We start from the raw sequence: 19717 nt of genomic DNA, 5'->3' as shown, positions 1-19717 counted from the left end.
GCCAATTAATTACACTCACAACATAACTTATCTAGTCATTTTCACCAACGGTTAATTTTTCTTTGTTAGGCTTATACTTCATTCAGTAAACAGGGGGTGTTGCAATGATAAGACCACTTCTCTCAGGACTCGTTCTCGTTAGCTTATGCGCATGTGCAAAGCAAAGTGATCCAAATAATTACACATGTAGCGAAGACTCCACTGTGAGCATTGCTGACATCAGCGAAGATGAAGCCGAATTGTTGTTCAAAGAACAGAGCTTTGTATTAAACCGACAAGTAAGTGCATCTGGCGTTAAGTACAGCAATGACACTGTTCTTTTTTGGTCAAAAGGTGCTGAGGCTATGCTCATTTTAAAAGGAAAAAAATATCATTGCGCACTAAACCAATCCTAGCAAAATCTGATTGTTGAAATTCGCTTAATCACTGGTTTTGAGTATAATGGCGACAGTTTATCCAGCGTTTAAGTAGCCATAATGAAATACAAAGATCTTCGCGAGTTTATCGAATTATTGGAACAAAAAGGTGAATTAAAACGGATCAAGCAAGAAATCGATCCTTACCTTGAAATGACCGAGATTGCCGACCGTACTTTGCGTGCCGAAGGCCCTGCATTGTTATTCGAAAACCCTAAAGGTCACTCTACCCCTGTATTAGCAAATCTATTTGGTACACCAAAGCGTGTTGCAATGGGCATGGGACAAGATGATGTTAGTGAACTACGTGAAGTAGGTAAACTGCTCGCTTTTTTGAAAGAGCCTGAGCCTCCTAAAGGTATCAAAGAAGCACTTGGACAAATCCCAGTATTTAAGCAAGTGCTAAATATGCCAGCAAAAGAAGTAAAAAAAGCCCCTTGCCAACAAGTGATACTGGAAGGTGATGATGTTGATTTAACAAAGCTTCCAATTCAGCACTGCTGGCCAGGCGATGCAGCACCTTTAATCACATGGGGACTAACTGTCACTAAAGGGCCTTATAAAAAACGCCAAAACTTAGGTATTTACCGCCAGCAGCTACTTGGCAAAAATAAAATTATTATGCGCTGGTTATCTCACCGTGGTGGAGCACTCGACTTTAGAGAGTGGTATAAAGAGCACCCTGGTGAGCCTTACCCTGTATCAATAGCACTTGGGGCTGATCCTGCCACCATATTGGGTGCTGTTACACCAGTGCCTGACACCTTGAGTGAATACGCCTTTGCCGGCCTGTTACGAGGAAGTAAGACAGAGGTCGTTAAATCTATCTCAAATGATTTACAAGTACCTGCAACAGCTGAATTTATTCTTGAAGGCTATATTATGCCGGATGAAACGGCACCTGAAGGCCCCTATGGCGATCACACTGGTTACTATAACGAAGTTGATGAATTTCCAGTGATGACGGTTACCCATATCACACACCGTGAAAATCCAATTTATCATAGTACTTACACAGGTCGTCCACCTGATGAACCTGCCGTTTTAGGTGTAGCATTAAACGAAGTATTCGTGCCGATTCTACAGAAGCAATTTCCTGAAATTGTTGATTTTTACCTACCACCCGAAGGCTGCTCTTATCGTATGGCCGTGGTCACTATGAAGAAACAATATCCAGGACATGCTAAGCGAGTCATGATGGGGGTGTGGTCTTTCTTACGTCAGTTTATGTATACCAAATTCGTCATTGTTTGCGATGATGATGTAAATGCACGTGATTGGAATGATGTCATTTGGGCGATCACCACACGTATGGATCCTGCGCGTGATACCACACTGATCGAAAACACTCCTATCGATTATTTGGATTTTGCCTCGCCAGTATCTGGCCTTGGCTCAAAAATGGGTATGGATGCAACCAATAAATGGCCTGGAGAAACAGACCGTGAGTGGGGTGAACCCATTGTGATGAGCCCTGAAATCAAACAACGTGTTGATGAAATATGGGACAGCTTAGATATTCTCTAGCCTGTGTCTATGATAAACTGTTCAAAAATTAACGGTTGTATAAACCTACAACCGTAAAATGCGTTTCTGCTTATTAAAGGTAAACTATGCAAACATTACTCGCTGACGTTGTTGCGATCAGCCCGCTTACAGACCATGTACATAAGGTCATTTTGAAACCACAGCAGCCTGTGTCATTCGAGGCAGGCCAATATATGCAACTTGTATTAGGCGAAAAAGACAAGCGTGCCTTTTCAATTGCTAGCCGCCCTTCTCAAACGGATCAGGTTGAACTACATATTGGTGCATCTGGTGCAGACTCATATGCTATGCAAGCACTTGAGCATTTACGCCAAGCACATACAGAGCAGCAGCAAGTAAACGTGGAAGTGGGCTTAGGTGTATCGCAACTTCGTGCAGAAGGTGAGCGTCCAATCATTTTACTAGCTGGCGGAACAGGCTTCTCATACGCAAAGTCAATGGCTGATCACCTCGCAGAAATTGGTTGTGAACGCACCGTATTGTTTTACTGGGGTGTCCGCGAACAAGCAGCATTGTATGCTCATGATGAAATGCAAGCATGGGCTAACAGTAACCCACACTTTCAATATATCCCTGTCGTTGAAAATGCACCAGCAAGCTGGACAGGTAAAACTGGCTACGTTCACAAAGCTGTTATGGCAGATATCGTGTCACTCGAACCCTATGATATTTATATGGCAGGTCGTTTTGACATGATTGGTATTGTACGTGATGACTTTATTAATCATGGAGCAATCCGTGAGAATATGTATGCCGACGCATTCGCATTCATCAAATAAATAGTCAAAAAGCTCTCTAGGCATTCAATATAGAATGCCTTTTTTATTAATCTCTTCAACAAACTACTTTGTGCAATTAATGATCAATTAAATCCATACAAACGATTTCACAAACTGCATTTCCTTGACCATACTTTGTTTAGAATAACGAATGGGGAGAAACCCACATGCTAAACACTAAAGTACAAGACTTCATGCAACGTAAGTTACCGCATATTACACCAGAAACAGAAATGACTGCGGCCATCAGTGAATTACAAAAATTTAAACTTTTGGGTGCGCCTGTTTTTGATGACAAGCAATGTTTGGTCGGCTTTATTTCAGAGCAAGAATTGCTGCAACCTTTAATGCAAAATAGCTACTTCTGCGATGGTGTTGTAAAAGTTAAACAGCTCATGCGCACCGATGTGGTTACTGTCAGTAGTGATCAAAATATTATTGAGCTTGCTGATAACATGAAAACAGGAAAACCCAAAAACTATCCAGTTGTCGAGGGAACAAAAGTGGTCGGTATGATCAGTCGCGGGGATGTGCTCAAAGCATTATATGAAAATTACCTTTCATGCCAAGAGCACCAAGTATAAATAGCTCACGATTATCGATTTGCAGCTAACTGCTGTAACGCTGCTTTATCAGTATCGCTTAGGTATGCTATTTCAAGCGCATTTGTTTGTGCTTTTTCCATATCAGCTTGACTTAAACCAGCGGCAGGAGCAGCAATTTGATATTCATGCGCAATTTCAATACCTTCCACAGCGGGATCATCGGTATTAATTGACGCTAGAATACCATGATCCAAAAAGGTTTTTAGTGGATGAGTAGCAAGTTCGGCTACCGTACTGGTTTGAATATTACTGGTTAAGCAAGACTCAATACCAATACGGTTGTCACGTAGGTAATCCATCAGCTTCGCATCCTCAATCGCTTTTACGCCATGACCAATACGGGTTGCACCCAACTCGTTAATTGCTTGCCAGATACTTTCGCTGCCACGTGCTTCACCGGCGTGAATAGTCGCTGCCAAGTAAGCATTATGCACTTGCTTAAAATGATCAACAAACAACTCTCCCGGGAAGCCCATTTCGTCTCCTGCCAAGTCAACAGCGACTAAGTCATTTTTAAATGCTAATAAGGCATCAAGCTCTTGCTGACAAATTTTAGTGCCATAGGTACGCGACATAATACCAATCAGATTCACCTTAATTGGAGCACCTTGGCAAGCACTTTTAATACCATCGACCACAGCCTCAACAACGCCTTCTGGGTGTAACCCTTGGCTCTGAGCCATATAGTAAGGACTAAAGCGTAGCTCTACATAATCAAGTTTTTGGGCTATGGCATCTTCAACATTTTCAATAGCAATACGGCGACACGCATCATAATCACCGAGTACCTTTACGCCCCAATCTAATTTTTGTAAAAAAGCCACTAAATTAGGTTCAGGGTCTATCACTTGGACATGTGGGATTAATGCTTCTACATTATCTGCTGGCAGCGCAAGGTTAAACTGACGACCAAGTTCTAAAATGGTTTGTGGACGAACATTTCCATCAAGGTGACGGTGAATATCAAGCAAAGGCAGTTTGTTATTGATCATAATTAGCACTCAGGTTCAGTAAATTTGCGCGGATCATACGTACCCACAACGATATTTCAAGTTTAGATGATTTTATTTACTTTTTTGAGGCCAAATGTCTGCCTCTGTCTATTAGCGTTGTTTTTGTATAAACCGCCAAATAGTTTTAAAAAGTTTTTCTGCATCAATCGGTTTGGTTAAATAACCATCCATGCCGCATGCAATGCCTTTTTTATAGTCATCATCATGGGCATTAGCAGACAAACCAATAATGGGAAGTTCTGTCATCATCAGCTCTTGGCGAATCACTTTAGTCGCTTGCAAGCCATCCATATTAGGCATTTGAATATCCATAAGCACAACATCATATTTATGTTCGCTGATCATCTTAATCGCTTCATACCCATCCTTAGCGACATCAGGCTTACAGCCTTTGGTTTCTAGAATAGCGCACGCTACATGTTGGTTTAATGGATTGTCTTCAACCAATAAAACAGCGAGTTCTGCAAATGAAACAGCGCTGATATCAATATCATTTAAATCGTCATTCGCATGTTTGATAGCTTCTAAAGGTGACACAACAGGCAAAGTAAACGTAAATTGTGCCCCTTGTCCTTCTGCGCTTGATAACGTTATATCACCGCCCATCATATCGATAAGCTTTTTACATATGCTTAATCCAAGCCCTGTGCCACCAAAGCGACGTGAGGTCGAGCTATCGGCTTGTGAAAATGGCTGAAACAGTGTTTCTTGCACCTCTTTTTTAATTCCTATACCAGTGTCGATAACACTAAAATATGTTGTATCGTTTTGCTGCCAAATTTTTAAGGTAATGGTTCCTTGCGGCGTAAATTTAACTGCGTTATTCAGCAGATTTAGTAATATTTGTTTCAGTCGAATGGCATCGGTATGAATCACCAGCGGCTGTGTATTATCGTAATCGACAACAAACTGCAATGAACGCGAATTCAGTTCAAATTGCAGTAAATTACTCATTTCACTGACCAAGTTACAGACATTAATTGGCTCTTGATGTAGGTCTAAGCGACCTGCTTCAATTTTTGAAAAATCGAGCACATCGTTCAACACGCGTAACAAAACATTAAGCGCACTATCAGCTTGCTCAATATAATTACGCGCTTGCTGCCAGTCTTGCTCTTGTAATGCCAAATAGTGAAGCCCTTTAATACCGTTAATAGGCGTGCGAATTTCATGGCTCATATTGGCTAAAAATTCACTTTTGATTTGGCTTGCTTTATCCGCTTTTAATTTTTCATTACGTAGGCTTTGGGTTTGTTTCGCAACCTGTTGGCGTATTTGTATATTTGTGCCCGTTACTGAAATTAAAAAAATAATCAATAACCAAACAAATAGCATGCCTACTATCTGTGCAAACCAATACATTAGCCAGGATGACTGCTCCACTGACTCCCATAACTTTATTTGCCACACCCGTTCGCTAATATGAAAATCAAAATGCGCAATTTGCTTAGTCCCAATGCGCCCAGAGTTTGAAATTTCAATGGGGTTTTGAGTATCACTTACATCATAAAAACTGGCTTCAATATCAGTCGTTTGATTGTAATTAAGCGTTTGTGCCAAAGCATCTAAATTAATGACCGCCACGACATACCCTTTGAAACCGACCTGCCGATGTAAATCAGCATAAACAGGGTTAAAAAATAACACCCCACGTTCATTACCATCGCCTTGCATTAAGCTAATGGGTTCACTAACAGATATATTTTTAGTTAAACGAGAGTTTGTCAGCGCTTCTCTTCGCACTTCACTTGAGGCTAAATCAAACCCTTGAGCTGACTCATTTCCTTGTAGTGGATGAATATATTGAACAGGGAAATAAATAGCTCGCTGAGAGACGCCTTGCCATTCGCCCGCCACATTCTTTTCTTTCACATAAAATGTTGGGCCCAGTTCTTCGCGTAGTGACTTTTCGTAATCAGGTAATTGTGACTGAATCACTTTTGGGGCCCACTCAAAGGCTGCAATTTCATTACTGTCTTGTAATTGTCGAGAAGTAAAGCGCTTGAACTCTTGAAAGTCGACATCATCACTACTGGCAAAAAATGTCGCAAGTAAAGCTAGGTGAGACTGTATTTCACTTACTTTGTGCTCTAGGTTGGCTTTAATCGCACTCACCTTCGCCTGTTGGCGCTGCTCATCTTTGTCCTTTTTCACACTTGCTGCACCATAAAAGCTAATACAAATGGTCAAATAGATAAGCAGTGAAGGAACAATAATCTGAGCCCGCTGTTGCATAAGGTTATAACTAAATGCCGCCAACACAAGTGGTGTGAAAATCAACACACCAATGCTGTCGCCTATCCACCAAGCAATAAAGTTATTCAGGGCCATGTAGCTAGGTATAACCTGATTTATTATTAATAGTGCTGTCCCTGTCAATGGAGCAATTAAACAACAGATAGGGCCACCTATAACAAGCCCTTGCACGCTGTTTTTAAGGGATGACAACTCAAGCGGTATTTTTATGATATGGGTGATAATGTAGTACGCAGCCCAAGCTTGGAAGGTAGACGCTGCAGTTACGCCAACAGCTTGGAGCATGATCTGCCAATGAAGAATATCAGAGACACGATCTAGGTGAATCAAATTAACTAAAAAAGCACCAAGAATAATCCCCGCTAAGGCTCGGTTGCGTTGTAGTAAAATACTCGCAAGGGCAATCCCTGCGGGTGGCCACGCTGCAACCGCATAACCATCAATAGCGAGTAACGAATTACTTAAATACCCTGTAAGAAAGTAAGCAAGCGCAATACTTATTGTCAGCGTAAACAAGTTCTTCAAGCCATTTAACTCCTTTTTTAGGCAAATGGGGCTCTATTGATATAACACCAGCGCTTTATCTGGTTGGGCACTTTTACTATAACTAAGCGCAGCCTGCTGAAGGTATTCATGGCGATTATTGGCATTCAGTGCTTTATCAAAAACACGCGCAGCTAAATCGTACTCACCATGGGCATTCGCAAGACAAGCTAAAGCTAAAAGCAACTGGGTATTGTCAGTGTCTTTTTTCAACACATCTTGCAAACTCGCCTGTAATTTTAATGCATCCCCTGCAGCACTGGTTTTCAAAATGTGTGCTAAGTCTTTATGTTGCTGCGGATTTTTAATCATTTTAATTAAGCTTAGCTCAATTTTATTTAAATCGCCTGCTTTCGCCATGGCAGTGAAGTAACTAACTTCAGCCAAGGGTTTCAAATTCTTTGCTAATTGTTCAAATCGTTCTGTTAATGCGCTACTAGATTCTGCGTCAAAATAGCGATTGAATAATTGCTGCCATTCTTTGTCTGTGAGTGCTTTCTTACGAAGTAGACGCGGCATAAAGTCATTAAGTGCAGACCACTTTTTCTCTTGAACTAATACATGAGCATACATTTTCAGTTCAAGATTTGACGCTTTTTTATGCTCAGCTAATGCTTTCAAATCGGCAAAAATCGTGCTGGTTTCACCACTAGCAATCCATAGGTTTGCCACTTTCAGTTGCTTACTTTGACTAATTTTATCAAGGTAACTAATCGCTTTTTCGCTGTCATTTTCAGCCAGCGCAGCTTTTGCAAGTAAGGCATAACGGACATCAACCCACTGCTCAGCGACACTGTTATTATTCAGTGCTAATTCAACTTCAGTGTAATCATTGTTAATAAGACTCCACACACCTTGCTCAATAGCCGCTTGCTTTCGCTCTTCACTGCGCGCAAAAAAGCGATGACGTGTATGGCTGTACAAAGACCATAAATAACGCACCAATTTGTAGAGTAAAAACCCAGCACCAGATATCAAAACGATCAGTGCACAGACGCCCCAAATAGTGCCCTCTACGGTCGTTTTATTAAATGAGATTAATACATAGCCTTTTTGATCGATGAAAAAAGGGGCGATCCCTAAACAGATTGCAACAGCAATTATTAATAGTAAAAAGCGGATCATTGTGCCCACTCCTTCACCTGCTCAGTACTTTTCAGCGATACATTAGGGTTAAAATCAAGTTGCTCTTTTGAAAGCTCATGCAAACTCTTCAGAGCAGCTTTAGTAACCGTGTCATCTTGCTTGAAATAGTCCTGTACTAAGTCATGCGCAGCATCAACGGCAGTGAAGTAAACGCTACTTTGTTTCGATAACACAGCATCTTGTGCTTGAGCTAGATACAAGCTCAAACGCTGCTTCACTAAATGACGTTCTTGCTCACTTAAAAATGGCGCAACAACCATGTCTTCACGGGTACGCACGGTAACAAAGAAGTCTTTAAATTGTTGCCATGACTTAGCTAGGTTTTGACGCCACTCACTAACATTTTCACTCAGTTTACTAGGGTCTTCTTGGCTCACTTCTTCAGGTAAAGAAATCGCGTTAAAAACAAGTTCATCAATATGCTGCGCAACACCATGCAATTTTAGATAGATAGCTTCAACTGCAACAGGCTCAATAGCATTTAATGTTTGTAAATCTTGATGAATTGCCTGACGTATGTTCCCTGTACCTGGGTGTTCAGCTAACAAAGAGTCTAAACGTGTTAACACAGCAGCCGCACCCTGATAGTCATGCTCTGCCCAAACCTTAAACTCAGCCATACGCTGTAAACTTGTTACTTCTTGTGGGTTTAACGTATAGGTCTGCTGCTCAGCACGTTTTAATGCAGCGTCTAACTGTTGTTGAGTTTGCTGCACATTTTCGTTCAATGCAGCCGCTACTTTTTGCTCACTGTTGTACAGTGAATGCTGTAATGTTTGCTGCGCACTTTTAACAGCATCAAGTTGTTGTTGTAAGCGTTGGTTTTCGGTTGTCAATTCAGTCAATACACGTGAAGATTGCTGATCACTATTAAGTTTTTGATAAAACTCATAACCAACTGCAGAAGCAACTATTACAGAGATAAGTAGAGCTAAGCTACCGGTTTTACTAATCCCTTTTTTGTGATGAACCGTTTGCCCTGAAGCAGCCTTACCTGCTTGCGCCTTTTTCGTGGACTCGGCTACTGGTTTAGTTGACTGTTTTAAATCTGATTCACTCATTTTGCTACCTTGCTCATTGATACAGGCGAACATCGCATTATCGCTTGCCCCCGCAGCAATATGTATATGTGTTCTTGTTACATTTTTTTGCTGTAAATAATCAGCAATACGTTCACTTGCAACATAAAACTGACGCTTAATTAACCACGCTAACTGTGACCCATTTTGGCCATTAAAAATGGCGTCCACAGCGGCATTACTTGTAATGACTATACCTTCAACATCAATTGTTTGCCAGTGGTCCATCCACTTACCAGGTTCACTTTCGATGGCGCTACGCTTATACACAACCAGTTGATTTAATAATGCACCACGTTGCTTCAATGTTTTAGCTATGGTGGTGCGCCCACCTTCGCCTTTCACTAAAACAATATTACTCAGTTCAACATCTTGTAGTGTTTTTAGCTCAAGCAACCCTTCAGAATCGTGCTGCTTTGGCACCGCAGCACGACGACCAAAGGCCTCATAAATGGCATCCGCAGTTTGTTGTCCAACGGCATATAGCTGAGCAGCTTTATTTATAACAGGAGTGAGGTGAAGTAATGCATGAACCGCATCTTGCGATATAAAAATAATTTTATCTGCATTTTCCAGTGGCGCGAGTTCTTCACTATTCGGCGTTAAGTAGTCAAGGGTCAATACTGGGCAGTGGGTTGTTTGATAACCCGCCTGCTGAAGCTGAAGAGCAAGCTCAGTGCCTTTACCTTCTGGACGAGTTATCAAAATATGCATATTACGCGTCTCTGTATACGTCAGCTAAGATTTTATCAGCGCCTTGAGCAAGTAACTTTTCGGCAAGTTCAATGCCTAGTTTCTCCGCATCAGCGACTGGGCCTGTTACTTCGTCACGGAGCATTTGACTACCATCAACCGCGCCAACTAGACCACGCAAATGGACCTGCTCACCATCAACGAGTGCAAATGCCCCAATAGGTACCTGACAACCACCTTCTAAACGTCGATTCATCGCACGTTCGGCATTTACACGAATGCGTGTTTCACTATGCTCAAGAGGTGCTAACAGGGCTTTAGTCACGTCATCGTCAATACGACACTCTATGCCTACTGCGCCTTGGCCGTTTGCTGGCAGAGATACTTCTGGCTCAATAAATGCGGCGATGCGCTCCTGCATTTCAAGGCGAATTAAACCCGCAGCAGCGAGAATAATTGCATCATATTGGCCGTTATCGAGCTTTGCCAAACGCGTATTAACGTTACCGCGTAAATCATGAATAACAAGGTCTGGACGGGCTTCGCGAATTTGACACTGACGTCGAAGACTTGATGTGCCCACAATCGCGCCTTGTGGCAACTCATCTAAGCTTTTGTAGTTATTTGATACAAACGCATCGCGTGGATCTTCGCGCTCACAAATAGTATTAAGTTCTAAACCATCCGGAAACTCAACCGGCACATCTTTCATTGAGTGAACAGCAATATCCGCTCGCCCATCTAACATAGCTTGCTCAAGTTCTTTAACAAATAAACCTTTACCACCAATCTTGGCAAGTGGTGTATCAAGAATGATATCGCCCTGCGTTGACATGGGAACAAGTTCAACGGTGACATCATCATGAAAGTGCTCAAGCTGAGCTTTTACAAATTCAGCTTGCCATAAAGCGAGTGCGCTTTTACGTGTCGCAATTCGAACGTATTTTGTTGTCTGAGTCATGAAAAATCCAATTATTTACTAAGCTGACGCTAGTCAGCTAAAATTCTAAATTCTTTTTGTGCAAGCAAGTTACCGTCGGTATCAATAACCTCAACACGCCAATCACCTACTTGCTCAGGCATAATATTTTTAGTCGAGTAAGTGCGAAAACGCGGACTGCTTATCGCTAACTCTATCGAAGCCAGTAGCTGATTTTGGTAATACCATACATGACGTACAGTTTGCCCCTGCATATTCTTAAGCTCACTGAAAAAGCTAAGGCTTTGGCTAATATCAAGCAATTTTACATCGCTTTTTAGAACATTGACTGGTTCTCGATCAACAACATCTGTCGTTAATACCGCTCGACTCACTTTATCCGTATCTATTTTAGCGCCAATTGCCACACTCGCGATATGGGCTGTTTGAGCAAACTGTTGTTTGTTCTGAACAACTTTAGGCTGTGCTTCGTCTTTTGGCTCACTAATTTCAGGTGGCGTTTCATCAACGCTTGGTAACACGTCGTCGTTTTGATCTGACTCTACCTCAACAGCTTGTGCTGTCACTTGCGGTGAGTCGCTTTGTTGCTGCAAATCGGTTTGCGCTTGAGTATTAATTAACGAGCTAGGTTCATCTTGCAAACTTATTGTTGCAGGGGTTTTGGCCTGCTCCGTGTTATGCTCCAAGCGCGGCAGCTCATCAAGCTCGCGACTTAACTCTGTTTCAGTGGCCAATGATGCTTCTTGCTGATTTTGCTGTTCTGATTGCTCTGCATTTACCGCGCCTAAAAAGCTATACGCCACAATAGCAAGTGCGATTAACAACACACTACCAACTAAAACTATGCGCCGCCAATGCCATTGATATGTTACTGAAGAAGGTGCAGCACTGACTGATTCGGCACTTCCCATATTTGCTGTTATTACCAGTTTTTTTGTCATCTTGGCCTCTTTACAAGCTATGTTAGCTCAAGCGAGCAATTAACCACTCTCTGATTGCCATCAGTTCTTCACCACACACCTGATGCGCCATCGGATAGTCTTGCCAGCTTACTTCCATGTTATTCGCACACAATACGTCAAACGCTTGCCTACCCGCACTATGCGGTACTACATCATCAAGACGACCATGCGCCATAAATATATTTAAATTTCTTTGTTTCGCTTCGTCAGCAAGCTTATCAGGTACGCACATATAAGTTGATAGCGCCATAACCCCCGCTAGCTTTTGCTCTAAGCGAGGTGCTAAATGCAGTGATACAACACCGCCTTGTGAAAACCCAGCAAGGACAATCTTATTGGCAGGAATACCTTTCGCTATTTCTACTTCAATAAGCTCGGCGACTTTTGCTGCTGAGTCTCTGACACCTTGCTCGTCAGCACGCTTATCTAAATCCATCGACTTTATGTCGTACCAAGAGCGCATTGCCATTCCACCATTAATGGTGACCGGTTGCACAGGCGCATGTGGAAATACAAAGCGTATTCCCAGCTCTTTTGGTAAAGCTAACTGCGGAGCAACAGGGGCAAACCCATCACCTGAGTCGCCCAGACCATGCAGCCAAATAACACTTGCTTTATGCTCCCCTTGAGCAGGGTACTCTACGAACGCTAAACTCATAGTTCAGAGCGCCACTCAATAGGCTGTCCTGCTTGACGAGTCGCAGCATCACACATAAATTGCCAAAATTCAGCACCTGAACGGTTATCAATCCACTTATCGTCACGTAATTCAAAGTGATGACCATTAAATTTAGTCGCAACCCACACCTGATGCAGTGGTGCTTGTTTATTGATCACAATTTTACTGCGATCTGCAAAGATGATTTCTAAAATACCTGATGCAGACTCGTAGTCTAAATCAGCATCACAATCATCGATTTGCTCTTCAATCGTTAGCATTAATGCATCGGCTAATGTGTGGTATTCATGATCAGTCATTTTTATGTCCTTTAACTGGCTTATAAGCCTAGATCTGGGGGCAGATTATGTACATCAAGTGTAACAGGAATAAATTCATCCGCGAATAGCTGCATTTTTTAAATATTCTGTTACTCTGCGATTATAAAGCCAGCAACCGTATTAATCTAATGAAAGAGACTCATAGCCAAAAATTAAAGATCATTTTACCCTTTGCCCTTCTGCTCACCTTAGTCGGCTGCGGACAAAGTGGTGCTCTTTACCTACCAGATGATACGCCGCAGTCAACAGAATCTCAGCCTGAGGCTACTCCATCCGAACAACCAGAACAACCAGAACAAAAACAGGACTAATAGATGGACTTTTTTAATTACAAAGATAATCAGCTGTTCGCTGAAGACATCGCTGTCAAAGAGCTTGCCGAACAATATGGTACGCCTTGTTATATCTACTCACGAAAAACCTTTGAACGTCATTACTTGGCCTTTGCCGAAGCCGCAAAATCACATAAAAGCTTGGTGTGCTATGCCGTAAAAGCGAATTCAAATATTGCTGTACTCAACATCTTAGCGCGCCTTGGTTCTGGTTTCGATATTGTTTCAAAAGGGGAGCTTGCTCGTGTAATTCAAGCCGGTGGCGATGCATCTAAAGTGGTCTTTTCAGGGGTTGCCAAAACAGCTGATGAAATCGCCTATGCACTTGAATTGGGGATCAAGTGCTTTAATGTTGAATCAGTGGCGGAACTTGAGCGTATCTCAGAGGTCGCCACTTCATTAAATCGTATTGCACCCATTTCTATTCGTGTAAACCCTGATATCGATGCAAAAACCCATCCGTATATCTCTACCGGTTTAAAAGAGAATAAATTTGGTATTGATATTCAAACCGCTGTTGCTGTTTATCAGCATGCTGCATCTTTACCAAGCTTAAAAATAACAGGTGTTGATTGCCACATAGGTTCACAGTTAACAGAAATAAAACCCTTCTTAGCAGCGCTTGAAAAAGTGCTTACTTTAATTGAACAACTAAAAGCCGTTGGCATCAAACTAACTCACCTTGATATTGGCGGTGGCCTTGGCGTGCCTTATAACGGCGAAACCCCACCTCACCCAAGCGAGTATGTTGACAAAATCACGGCCCGATTAGCTGATTATCAAGATCTAGAGCTTATTTTCGAGCCAGGCCGTGCTATTGCAGCCAACGCGGGTATATTAGTCACCAAGGTTGAGTTTATTAAACAAAATCAAGACAAATACTTTGCCATTGTTGATGCTGGCATGAACGATATGCTTCGCCCATCACTTTACCAAGCGTGGCAAAGTATTGTTCCTGTTATCCCACGCGCAGACGATACTAAAAGCCACAACTACGATATTGTGGGTCCTGTGTGTGAAACCGGTGATTTTTTAGGTAAGGATCGTCAACTTGCTCTTCAAGCAGGCGATTTACTCGCACAGCGCAGTGCGGGGGCTTATGGCTTTACGATGAGTTCAAACTATAACTCACGTCCTCGTGTTGCAGAGATAATGGTTGATGGAGAACAAAGTTATTTAATCCGTCAACGTGAAACTCTTGAAAGCCTTTGGCAAGGTGAGAAAATTTTACCATAAACGTTTTTATAACCGCCCTGCTCTGTGGCATGATTAGCTCAGAGCAAACCCGAATTAGAGCGTTATGTTAGTTAATTTCTCAAAAATGCACGGCCTAGGTAATGACTTTGTTGTTATTGATAACATTACTCAAAATGTTTTCTTATCGCGAGATCAAATTAAAAAGCTGGCAGATCGCCACTTCGGCATAGGTTTTGACCAATTACTCATGGTAGAGGCACCCTATTCTCCGGACCTAGATTTTCACTACCGTATTTTTAATGCTGATGGTAATGAAGTCGAGCAATGTGGTAATGGTGCCCGCTGCTTTGCTCGGTTTGTGCGTATGAAAGGCTTAACAAACAAGCACAAAATCACCGTATCAACCAAATCGGGAAATTTGACTTTATATATTGAGAAAGACGGCCAAGTAACGGTCAATATGGGCCACCCGACTTTTGAACCAAGTAAAATTCCACTTAAAGCCAGTAAACGAGAGCTCACTTATATTCTTCGCACTGAAGAACACACCATCTTTAGCGGTGCAGTCTCAATGGGTAACCCACACTGCGTATTAGAAGTCGATGATATTCAAACAGCTGATGTTGACACTTTAGGGCCACTGCTTGAAAACCATGAACGTTTTCCACAACGAGCTAATGTGGGCTTTATGCAGGTAATTTCGCAAGATCATATTAAACTAAGGGTGTGGGAACGCGGTGTTAGTGAAACCCTTGCTTGTGGAACAGGTGCATGTGCAGCAGTAGTGATCGGTCAAGCCCAAAGCAAGCTAGCAAACACAGTACAGGTCGATTTACCAGGCGGTAGCCTGCAAATTCGCTGGCAAGGTGAAGGCCACCCCGTAAGAATGACCGGTCCTGCGGAGCATGTTTTTGATGGGCAAGTAGCACTATGAGCAAACAAACAGAACAACAAATTGCAGAATACTTAAAGGCACACCCTGATTTTCTAGTTAATAACCCTGATGTGCTTGCAGGGCTTGAACTGCATCAACAAACAGAGGCGGCAACGTCGTTAGTACATATCCAGCAACGCCAACTGCGAGAGCACAACACCTTGCTGAAAAACAAAATTGCGACGTTAATTGAGCAAGCAAAAGAAAATGAGCTCATTTATCGCTTATTTAGTGAATGCCATCGTCAGCTTTGGACCAATTACGACTTTACAACACTGGCAAGTAACCTGCGCAATATAATTTGTACCAACCCCTCAATAAATGAGTGCCACCTTGTTAAGTATGATAAAAAGTTTGATGATTTAATCGCGCATCGCTTACAAGATACAGGCACTTATTTAGGTCGTGTAAATCAACAAGAGCGCGACTTACTGTTTTCTGATTCAACGCAATCTACCGCATTATATTTAATTGGTAACACTAAACATCCAGTGGCCATTTTGGCGTTTGGCAGCGATGATGTGAATCATTTTGAACCTGCTAAAGATAGCTTCTTCGTACTCGATTTTGTGCGCTCATTACAGCTACGCTTACTGGAACTTGCATGAGTGAGGAAATTGCGCCAAATACAGACGAGTTAAGCGATGCTTGGCGCACGCCTATCCAACTTTTTGCAGACTACTTGCGCTATGAAAAACAATATTCAGCGCACACTATAAGCCAATACACCAGCCAACTAGGCTTTGCTGCTTTGTACTTTAGTAAGCTTTGTGAAAGCTGGTTTGATGTACAAGGTGAGCATATTCGTCGTTACAGTATGCAATTGCGAAGTAAACAATTAAGTGGCCGCACGATTAGTTTAAAACTGAGCTGTATTCGTAGCTTGTATAAATTTTTAAAAGCCAAAAACATTGCAAACCAAACACATTACCACAACCCTGCCGAAGCCATTAAAGGACCTAAATTTTCTAAGCCATTGCCCAAAAATTTAGACGTTGATCAAATGGCAAAGCTATTAGAACTCCCTGATGATGAACCATTGGCTATTCGCGACAAAGCAATGATGGAATTAATGTACTCATCTGGCCTGCGCATTAGCGAGTTAGTTGGCGCTAACATACGAGATATTAACCCCACAGAAGGGGAAATGTTAGTACGCGGTAAGGGTAACAAAGAGCGCTTACTCCCTGTTGGAAGTAAAGCCCTCAATGCTTTAAAAGCATGGCTAAAAATTCGCCCACAATTTGCACACCCAGATGAAAGCGCAGTCTTTGTTAGTAGCCAAAAAAAACGTATTTCAGTACGCCAAGTGCGCCTGCGCATGCAAGAATGGGGCATTAAACAAGGCATAAGCTCACAAGTACATCCGCATAAGTTACGCCACTCATTTGCCTCACATATTCTAGAATCATCCGGTGATTTACGTGCTGTGCAAGAGTTATTAGGGCATAGCAGTTTATCGGCAACACAAGTTTATACACACCTTGATTTTCAGCATTTAGCCAAAATCTATGACAACACCCATCCACGCGCTAAAAAGCGCTCAACACCAGAGTAACCCGTTGTAATTATGATCCGATTTAATCGTGCCTTATCGCCAGTATCTGTGTTAAGTTTTGATTTAGATGACACGCTATACAATAACCATCCAATCATAAAATCAGCTTTGCAAGCGCAAGCCAATTACCTCGCTAAAATAGAGCAATGGCCAACCGATAGCACGACTTATTGGCTAAAGTGTCGCGATAATGCCTTAAAACAAGATACAACATTAATCGATGATGTAACTCGTTGGCGACAAGCCGCCTTGTTGTATGCCATGACAGACTTGGGGTTTGATAAAGAAGCTGCTCAGCAGCATGCACATCAAGCCTATCAAGCTTTTGCCAATGCCCGCAGCCAAGTAACCGTTGCTAATGATGTACTTAATTTACTTGCTAACCTTAATAAACAGTACCGTTTAATTGCCATCACCAATGGGAATGTTGAGGTAGAAAAATTTAATCTCAACGGTGTTTTTGAGCTTGTTTTACAAGCAGGCCCGCACGGCAAAGCAAAACCACACAGCGCCTTATTTGATAGTGCAGCTGCCAAGCTAAACGTCCCTCATAATGAGATTTTGCATATTGGTGATAGCCTAGACACGGATGTACAAGGGGCTAATAACGCAGGCTGCCAAAGCGTTTGGCTGAATAACCAAGAAGCTCAATACCAATATAAAGGCCTAGCAGATATCGAAATCAGTAACATTCTAGCCCTTCGTTACTTAGTTAAAAGCTAACTATTTTTTAATTTGTTTTATGCTGATAAAGTAACCAAGTTAAGAGAAGGCTTTTTACAGGCAAGATAGATGAATACTCTACTCAAATTAATATTGGTGTGTTCTCTTTGTTTAAATACTTATTTTATATGGCAAATAAACTCTCAATACGCCCCTGAAGTAACGCCAGAGCAAGCCACTACTAAGACGCTAGAAAAAACCACTGTTTTGCCCAGTGAGTTTGAACAAGCTATTGTATTTTTTAATAACCAACAATTTGATAAAGCAATTGAGTTTTATACACAACTTCTTGCAAACGACCCTCACCAAGCCAAACAATTAAAACAAGCTTGGCAACAAGAGGTTGAAGCTTGGCTCTCAGGTCACGATGAAGATTTAAGCGAGCTGTTTCTAAGCACATTTTTAAAACGTCATCCTTATGACATTACAATGCTAAAACTTGATGCTAAACGACTTATCAATCAAGGCCATCTTCAGCAAGGGATCGTGAGCTTAATGGCATTAGCAAATAGATTGGATAGCAATCAACAAGGCTCTTTAGCTAAACAGATTGAGGAATTAGTCACTTTACAGATCAATGCCCTCACTCAGGCACAACAATGGCAACAACTACTAGAGCACAGCTTACAGTGGCTAAACTATGCGCCACATAACCCACACTACTTATATACTTATGCGATGGCTTACTATCAGCTAGGAGACTATGTTGCCAGTCAAGTAGCCCTTGAGCAACTACCTGAAAATCATGCATTTATAAACCAAGCCAATGAGTTACGTCATAAATTACAGCAAGCATTAACTGGCGTGGATATCATTGAACTCACCCCTCGTGGCGCGCACTATTTGGTTAACAGTGTTATTAATGACACTCTGCACATTAAATTAATGATAGATACGGGGGCTAGCTTCACCGTGATAAACCAAGCGCAGCTGGATAACCTCACAGAGCCAGCCATTTTTATAGGTACGCTACAAGTCAATACTGCAAATGGCATCGTTGTAGCTAAACGTTATAGGCTACGCTCTTTTCAAATTGGTCAGCAATATATAGATAATTTTGATGTATTAGTGATAGATAATCACTCTGGCGTTGGATTACTAGGTATGAACTTTCTCGGAAATTATAAGTTTAATATCAATCAACAACAGGATGAGTTAGAGTTAATAAAAAGTAACAATTAAGGATGAAGCATGACACTCAATGAATTTTTAGCAAAACTAGCAGATACACCCACATTGATTGAATTCACTGATACCATGGCCGTTATCGAGCAAAACTACCATTTCACTCCCAGTGGGTTTAATAACCATGGGCTTATTAGCTCAGCAAATGAAAATAATGGCTCATGTAAGATCTTTGCCTTTGCCAAACTAAACCAATTGAGTAAACAAAACACATTAGATTGTTTTGGTGCTTTTTACCGTGACGATGTGCTTAAGCATCCTGATGCACATGATCACATGAATATTCGTACATTTATGCTCGCACCAGAAGCCACGCCCTTTTTGGGAGTAACATTCACGGAAGAAAATGTCCTAACGGCCAAATTTGAGCTATAGGCTTTTTTCCATAAAGTAGCGGCAACCATCAAGTGGGTAATTGACCATTTGGTATTTCACTTGGTAACCGTTTTTCTCATAAAAAGGCTTTGCTTGGAAGTCGAGTGTATCAAGTTGAGCTATATTTGCGCCAAGCGCAGTAGCTTTACTTTCAAGCTCATTCAACAGTCGCGAGGCAAGGCCCCTACCTCTAACAGAGTCATCACACCATAGCCAATTTATTAATAACCAATTGCCAAATACTTGGCCGCTAATACCTGCAACCATTACTCGCTTTTTATCAACAAACTTAAAGCCTAATGGAATACGTTCTGCGTTAAAATGCTGCTTGTTATAAGTAACAATATGCGCTCTTAGCTCATCACTTAACTCTACTGAATCATCACTTTTTAATTGATACATAGCATACCTATAAAATGTTATGACTCAGTATA

The 19717-nt window shown here is 41.8% G+C and carries 20 protein-coding genes; 11 read left to right on the top strand and 9 right to left on the bottom strand.

What is annotated here, in order from left to right:
* The first annotated feature begins 104 nt into the window (after positions 1 to 104).
* The 4 genes from L3V38_RS19420 (at position 105) to L3V38_RS19405 (ending at position 3327) form a co-directional block, all read left to right on the top strand.
* Positions 105 to 395 carry an MliC family protein gene (locus L3V38_RS19420; RefSeq protein ID WP_237120445.1) on the top strand — a complete coding sequence of 97 codons (291 nt, stop codon included), beginning with the start codon at positions 105 to 107 and terminating at the stop codon, positions 393 to 395.
* A gap of 81 nt (positions 396 to 476) precedes the next feature.
* Complete coding sequence (gene ubiD / locus L3V38_RS19415; protein ID WP_237120444.1) at positions 477 to 1943, top strand: 4-hydroxy-3-polyprenylbenzoate decarboxylase; 1467 nt, start codon at positions 477 to 479, stop codon at positions 1941 to 1943.
* Positions 1944 to 2029: 86 nt separating this feature from the next.
* A complete protein-coding gene (fre, locus tag L3V38_RS19410) occupies positions 2030 to 2743 on the top strand; it encodes an NAD(P)H-flavin reductase (protein ID WP_130150342.1) in 714 nt (237 codons plus the stop codon).
* Positions 2744 to 2910: 167 nt separating this feature from the next.
* The gene (locus L3V38_RS19405) at positions 2911 to 3327 is read left to right on the top strand and encodes a CBS domain-containing protein (protein WP_130150340.1); all 417 of its coding nucleotides are present in this window, start codon (positions 2911 to 2913) and stop codon (positions 3325 to 3327) included.
* Positions 3328 to 3338: 11 nt separating this feature from the next.
* Here the strand turns inward: L3V38_RS19405 and add are convergent, their stop codons facing one another.
* The 8 genes from add to cyaY form a co-directional block, all read right to left on the bottom strand.
* Positions 3339 to 4340, bottom strand: a complete 1002-nt coding sequence (gene add / locus L3V38_RS19400) for an adenosine deaminase (protein ID WP_237120442.1) — start codon at positions 4338 to 4340, stop codon at positions 3339 to 3341.
* A gap of 111 nt (positions 4341 to 4451) precedes the next feature.
* Positions 4452 to 7142 (bottom strand): CHASE domain-containing protein, encoded by a 2691-nt coding sequence (locus L3V38_RS19395; RefSeq protein WP_237120440.1) that lies wholly within the window; start codon positions 7140 to 7142, stop codon positions 4452 to 4454.
* 33 nt (positions 7143 to 7175) lie between these two features.
* Positions 7176 to 8285: a heme biosynthesis HemY N-terminal domain-containing protein gene (locus tag L3V38_RS19390; RefSeq protein ID WP_237120438.1), complete on the bottom strand. Its 1110-nt coding sequence runs from the start codon at positions 8283 to 8285 to the stop codon at positions 7176 to 7178.
* On the bottom strand, positions 8282 to 10099 hold the full coding sequence (locus tag L3V38_RS19385; RefSeq protein ID WP_237120436.1) for a uroporphyrinogen-III synthase: 1818 nt from the start codon (positions 10097 to 10099) through the stop codon (positions 8282 to 8284). The genes L3V38_RS19390 and L3V38_RS19385 overlap by 4 nt, the downstream gene beginning before the upstream one ends.
* A 1-nt stretch (position 10100) precedes the next feature.
* A complete protein-coding gene (gene hemC / locus L3V38_RS19380; protein WP_237120434.1) occupies positions 10101 to 11039 on the bottom strand; it encodes a hydroxymethylbilane synthase in 939 nt (312 codons plus the stop codon).
* A 29-nt stretch (positions 11040 to 11068) separates the two neighbouring features.
* The gene (locus L3V38_RS19375; RefSeq protein WP_237120432.1) at positions 11069 to 11959 is read right to left on the bottom strand and encodes a DUF2914 domain-containing protein; all 891 of its coding nucleotides are present in this window, start codon (positions 11957 to 11959) and stop codon (positions 11069 to 11071) included.
* A 22-nt stretch (positions 11960 to 11981) separates the two neighbouring features.
* On the bottom strand, positions 11982 to 12638 hold the full coding sequence (locus tag L3V38_RS19370; protein ID WP_237120431.1) for a dienelactone hydrolase family protein: 657 nt from the start codon (positions 12636 to 12638) through the stop codon (positions 11982 to 11984).
* A complete protein-coding gene (gene cyaY, locus L3V38_RS19365; protein WP_062569480.1) occupies positions 12635 to 12958 on the bottom strand; it encodes an iron donor protein CyaY in 324 nt (107 codons plus the stop codon). Before cyaY ends, L3V38_RS19370 begins: the two co-directional genes overlap by 4 nt.
* A 335-nt stretch (positions 12959 to 13293) precedes the next feature.
* Here cyaY and lysA point away from each other — a divergent pair, with 335 nt between their 5' ends.
* The 7 genes from lysA to L3V38_RS19330 all read left to right on the top strand — a co-directional run bounded on the left by lysA (position 13294) and on the right by L3V38_RS19330 (position 19283).
* Positions 13294 to 14547, top strand: a complete 1254-nt coding sequence (gene lysA / locus L3V38_RS19360; protein ID WP_130150325.1) for a diaminopimelate decarboxylase — start codon at positions 13294 to 13296, stop codon at positions 14545 to 14547.
* Between the two features lie 64 nt (positions 14548 to 14611).
* On the top strand, positions 14612 to 15442 hold the full coding sequence (dapF, locus tag L3V38_RS19355) for a diaminopimelate epimerase (RefSeq protein WP_130150323.1): 831 nt from the start codon (positions 14612 to 14614) through the stop codon (positions 15440 to 15442).
* Positions 15439 to 16050 carry a DUF484 family protein gene (locus L3V38_RS19350; protein ID WP_062569477.1) on the top strand — a complete coding sequence of 204 codons (612 nt, stop codon included), beginning with the start codon at positions 15439 to 15441 and terminating at the stop codon, positions 16048 to 16050. Before dapF ends, L3V38_RS19350 begins: the two co-directional genes overlap by 4 nt.
* The gene (locus L3V38_RS19345) at positions 16047 to 17000 is read left to right on the top strand and encodes a tyrosine recombinase XerC (RefSeq protein ID WP_237120430.1); all 954 of its coding nucleotides are present in this window, start codon (positions 16047 to 16049) and stop codon (positions 16998 to 17000) included. Before L3V38_RS19350 ends, L3V38_RS19345 begins: the two co-directional genes overlap by 4 nt.
* Before the next feature lie 12 nt (positions 17001 to 17012).
* Positions 17013 to 17723, top strand: a complete 711-nt coding sequence (locus tag L3V38_RS19340) for an HAD-IA family hydrolase (protein WP_130150316.1) — start codon at positions 17013 to 17015, stop codon at positions 17721 to 17723.
* 69 nt (positions 17724 to 17792) lie between these two features.
* The gene (locus tag L3V38_RS19335) at positions 17793 to 18905 is read left to right on the top strand and encodes a retropepsin-like aspartic protease (RefSeq protein ID WP_237120429.1); all 1113 of its coding nucleotides are present in this window, start codon (positions 17793 to 17795) and stop codon (positions 18903 to 18905) included.
* 9 nt (positions 18906 to 18914) lie between these two features.
* Positions 18915 to 19283 (top strand): HopJ type III effector protein, encoded by a 369-nt coding sequence (locus tag L3V38_RS19330; RefSeq protein ID WP_130150312.1) that lies wholly within the window; start codon positions 18915 to 18917, stop codon positions 19281 to 19283.
* Here L3V38_RS19330 and L3V38_RS19325 read toward each other — a convergent pair.
* Positions 19278 to 19685 carry a GNAT family N-acetyltransferase gene (locus L3V38_RS19325; protein ID WP_237120428.1) on the bottom strand — a complete coding sequence of 136 codons (408 nt, stop codon included), beginning with the start codon at positions 19683 to 19685 and terminating at the stop codon, positions 19278 to 19280. The two genes, L3V38_RS19330 and L3V38_RS19325, sit on opposite strands and share 6 nt — an antisense overlap.
* Positions 19686 to 19717 lie beyond the last annotated feature (32 nt).

Source organism: Pseudoalteromonas sp. L1, assembly GCF_021728095.1.
Classification (GTDB): domain Bacteria; phylum Pseudomonadota; class Gammaproteobacteria; order Enterobacterales; family Alteromonadaceae; genus Pseudoalteromonas.
This window is presented reverse-complemented; position numbering and strand designations above follow the sequence as displayed.

Bases quoted from the DNA above. Each gene is read 5' to 3' on its own strand.
- L3V38_RS19420 (WP_237120445.1), top strand. From the start codon at position 105: ATGATAAGACCACTTCTCTCAGGACTCGTTCTCGTTAGCTTATGCGCA.
- ubiD (WP_237120444.1), top strand. From the start codon at position 477: ATGAAATACAAAGATCTTCGCGAGTTTATCGAATTATTGGAACAAAAA.
- fre (WP_130150342.1), top strand. From the start codon at position 2,030: ATGCAAACATTACTCGCTGACGTTGTTGCGATCAGCCCGCTTACAGAC.
- L3V38_RS19405 (WP_130150340.1), top strand. From the start codon at position 2,911: ATGCTAAACACTAAAGTACAAGACTTCATGCAACGTAAGTTACCGCAT.
- add (WP_237120442.1), bottom strand. From the start codon at position 4,340: ATGATCAATAACAAACTGCCTTTGCTTGATATTCACCGTCACCTTGAT.
- L3V38_RS19390 (WP_237120438.1), bottom strand. From the start codon at position 8,285: ATGATCCGCTTTTTACTATTAATAATTGCTGTTGCAATCTGTTTAGGG.
- L3V38_RS19385 (WP_237120436.1), bottom strand. From the start codon at position 10,099: ATGCATATTTTGATAACTCGTCCAGAAGGTAAAGGCACTGAGCTTGCT.
- hemC (WP_237120434.1), bottom strand. From the start codon at position 11,039: ATGACTCAGACAACAAAATACGTTCGAATTGCGACACGTAAAAGCGCA.
- L3V38_RS19375 (WP_237120432.1), bottom strand. From the start codon at position 11,959: ATGACAAAAAAACTGGTAATAACAGCAAATATGGGAAGTGCCGAATCA.
- L3V38_RS19370 (WP_237120431.1), bottom strand. From the start codon at position 12,638: ATGAGTTTAGCGTTCGTAGAGTACCCTGCTCAAGGGGAGCATAAAGCA.
- cyaY (WP_062569480.1), bottom strand. From the start codon at position 12,958: ATGACTGATCATGAATACCACACATTAGCCGATGCATTAATGCTAACG.
- lysA (WP_130150325.1), top strand. From the start codon at position 13,294: ATGGACTTTTTTAATTACAAAGATAATCAGCTGTTCGCTGAAGACATC.
- dapF (WP_130150323.1), top strand. From the start codon at position 14,612: ATGTTAGTTAATTTCTCAAAAATGCACGGCCTAGGTAATGACTTTGTT.
- L3V38_RS19350 (WP_062569477.1), top strand. From the start codon at position 15,439: ATGAGCAAACAAACAGAACAACAAATTGCAGAATACTTAAAGGCACAC.
- L3V38_RS19345 (WP_237120430.1), top strand. From the start codon at position 16,047: ATGAGTGAGGAAATTGCGCCAAATACAGACGAGTTAAGCGATGCTTGG.
- L3V38_RS19340 (WP_130150316.1), top strand. From the start codon at position 17,013: ATGATCCGATTTAATCGTGCCTTATCGCCAGTATCTGTGTTAAGTTTT.
- L3V38_RS19335 (WP_237120429.1), top strand. From the start codon at position 17,793: ATGAATACTCTACTCAAATTAATATTGGTGTGTTCTCTTTGTTTAAAT.
- L3V38_RS19330 (WP_130150312.1), top strand. From the start codon at position 18,915: ATGACACTCAATGAATTTTTAGCAAAACTAGCAGATACACCCACATTG.
- L3V38_RS19325 (WP_237120428.1), bottom strand. From the start codon at position 19,685: ATGTATCAATTAAAAAGTGATGATTCAGTAGAGTTAAGTGATGAGCTA.